The organism is Clostridium sp. (genome assembly GCF_017888565.1).
Lineage (GTDB): Bacteria > Bacillota > Clostridia > Clostridiales > Clostridiaceae > Clostridium.
On record NZ_JAGHFX010000022.1, the window covers coordinates 1 to 3,431 of the forward strand.

A 3,431-nucleotide genomic window follows, 5' to 3' on the forward strand; every position below is an offset into this window, starting at 1 on the left:
CCCCAGTGTAAACCAAACATAATAAATATTTGATAGAATCCACCGATAAATAAACCTGCTATAGTTGAGTTTAAATTATAAATTGTTAATGTTATATTTCCTAATATTTCACTAGCATATGATGCTACTGGTCCTATAGCTAAAAAAGTAATAGGAACTACTACTACTAAAGTTAACATTGGAACAATAAAAGCTTTAACAATATCTGGGATAATTTTCTTAAATAACTTTTCAACATAAGATGCAAATACAATTGAAATTATAACTGGAATAACAGTTGAAGCATAACCACCTGAAGGCATTATAACTGGAATACCAAAGAATTCAATTGTTTTACCTGCAATGCCTGTTATTGTAGGATGAACAAGAGATGCACCTATTGCCATAGCTACAAATTGATTTACATTAAACTTCTTAGCTGCTGTAAGTCCTAAGAATATTGGAAAGAAATAAAATAAGCTGTCTCCAATTGTTTGTAGTATAGTGTAAGCACCACTTTCAGGACTTAACCATCCCAAAGCAACAAACATTGCTAAAAATCCTTTAATCATACCAGTTGCAGATAATACTCCAAGTACTGGTTGAAAAACTCCTGATATAATATCAATTAATTTATCAAACGTCTTCATCTTTTCTGAAGAATTATTTCCTGAACCTTCAGAAAGTCCTGCAACCGCAACTACATCTGCATAAACATCTGGAACATGATTTCCTATAACTACCTGATACTGTCCACTACTTTGAACAACTGTAACTACACCATCCATATTTTTCAACACATCTGTGTTGGCCTTTTTTTCATCTTTTAGCTTAAAACGTAATCTAGTTATACAATGAGTTAAACTGCTAACGTTTTCTTTGCCTCCAATATTTTTAACTATTTCTTTTGCAAGATTTTCATATTTCATAAGAAATCGCTCCTTCTAAATTAATCATAATCTTATATATAAAAAAGCAAGACCTAAAGTTTAATAATACTAAATTACTTTTGTATTTTTAAACCTATGGTCTTGCCTGATTTAACAGTAACAATCCTAAATATTTAATTATTTCTATATTATCTGTTTACAATACGCTTAATATGAAGCGTCAAATAAAGCTGTTCTTCATGACTTAACTCTATATTTAAATATTTTTCTATCTTAAGCATACATTTATAAGCATCTTTATATTTTTCTTTTACTTGTGGTAAAAGAAAGTCTTCATTTTCATTTCTATACTGTGTTTTATTATTAAGTCTTTTAAAGAAAAATCTTAAATGAGTAATAAACCTTTCATAGTTTAAAGATTGTTCATCTAATTCAATATCATATGTATATTTCACAATATTTAGTATATCCTGAATCTTTTTGGTCATACTATAAGCAATATCAGTTTTATCGCTTTTTCCATTAATCTGAGCTGTTATCAAGTGAAGTGCAATATTTCCGGCTTCTTCTTCATTAATCTTTTTACCAAGCTCACTTTCAATAAACTCTAAAGCCTTTAATCCAATATTATATTCTTTAGGATAAAACTTTTTTATTTCCCAAATCAATATATTTGGTCTTTCTATTCCTTCATCAAATAATTTTAATGTATAACTTATATGATCAGTTAATGTTACATAAATATAATCATTAAGTTCACAGTTTAACATGTTCTTAGCATATTCCACAATATCATAGCACAATGATATTTGTTCTGTAGGTATGTGTTCTAAAATCATTTTAAACTTTTCTAAAGTATCTTTTTCCTTTAAAATAAAAGTTTTTTCTATTAATGATTCATCTACTTCATCGCCAACTTTTTTTCTAAATGCAAGTCCACATCCAATGATAACAGAATCTCGTCCATTGTCTTCTTTAACAATAACTGCATTGTTGTTAAAAATTTTGTCTATCTTCAATGCACATCACCTCATACTCCATTCTATACTTGGCTATATTTAAAAATAAAAACCTCAATTAATTAAAAGAAATAAATATCATATCTCTTCTACTTAATTAAGGTATAGCCTGATCGAATCAGTAACAATCCTAAGTTAATGTAATCGTTTATTTTCAATTTCATTTTACTTTTTTTATGATAACTTGTCAATACTTTTTTATAACTTTATATGCTTCCATAAAAAGGCTTACGAAACCTGCTTTTGTTTTGCATGAATATAATTTATTCTTCATTTTTGAATCAGCTTTTAAATATAATAGAATTTAATATTAAGTCAGTTATAGTTCTTCTCCATTCGTTTTTATTACATTTTTGTACCATTCAAATGATTTTTTCTTCTTTCTGTCTAATGTACCTTCCCCAGCATTATCCTTATCTACATAAATAAAGCCATATCTCTTTTCCATTTCACCAGTACTTGCACTTACAAGATCAATACATCCCCAAGGAGTATATCCAATTAAGTCTACACCATCTTTAACGGCTTCCTTCATTTGAATTATATGATCTTTTAAATATTCAATACGATAATCATCATTAATTGAACCGTCTTCTTCAACTTTATCAAAAGCACCAAGACCATTTTCAACTACCATAAGAGGTAAATTATATCTTCCATACAATTTGTTTAAAATATATCTTAATCCTTTAGGATCAATTTGCCATCCCCAATCACTTGCTTTAAGATATGGGTTTTTAATTCCACTAACTAAATTTCCTGAAACCTTGTCTTTGCCACCCTCTGCTGATTCACAGTTACTCATATAATAACTGAATGTATAATAGTCTACTGTTCCTTCTTTTAAAATCTTCTTATCTTCTTCAGTTATATCTAAAACAATATTATTTTCTTCAAAATATCTCTTAGCAAAGAAAGGATATTCACCTCTAACATGTACATCTCCACAAAGATCATTTGCCAATTGATCCCTCTTCTGTGTAAGTAATATATCATCTGGATTACATGTATAAGGATATTTTGTCATATAAGCAATCATACAGCCTATCTTAAAATCTTTATTAATACTATGACCAAGCTTTACTGCTTTTGCACTTGCTACAAATTGATGGTGAAGTGCTTGAAAACGAATCTGCTTGTTATCATTTGGGTGTAAAAGGTCTTCTGTGCCTTCATTTAAAATACCAAGACTAAGATATCCTCCTACTGGCTTTGTACCACAATTAATTTCATTAAATGTAATCCAGTATTTAACTTTATCCTTATATCTGTTAAATATTACATTACAGTAGTTAACAAAAAAATCTATTACCTCTCTTGAAGCCCATCCATTATATTTTTTAGTTAAATTAAAAGGCATCTCATAATGTGAAATAGTAACTAATGGCTCTATATTATATTTTTTTAATTCATCAAAAACATCATCATAAAACTTTAATCCTGCTTCATTAGGTTCTTTATCATCACCATTAGGGAATATACGTGTCCATGCTATAGACATTCTAAATACCTTAAAGCCCATTTCTGCAAATAACCTAATATC

Annotated in this window: 3 protein-coding genes; all 3 read right to left on the reverse strand. The window is 28.4% G+C overall.

Annotated elements, in window-relative coordinates:
• Positions 1-908, reverse strand: a 908-nt coding sequence (locus J7M87_RS04190) for a PTS transporter subunit EIIC (protein ID WP_291648966.1), incomplete at its 3' end; no start/stop codon positions are given.
• Between the two features lie 149 nt (positions 909-1,057).
• Entirely contained in the window at positions 1,058-1,888 is an 831-nt protein-coding gene (licT, locus tag J7M87_RS04195) for a BglG family transcription antiterminator LicT (protein WP_291648968.1), read from the reverse strand.
• A 319-nt stretch (positions 1,889-2,207) separates the two neighbouring features.
• The coding region (locus J7M87_RS04200; RefSeq protein ID WP_291648970.1) for a family 1 glycosylhydrolase at positions 2,208-3,431 on the reverse strand (1,224 nt) is incomplete at its 5' end.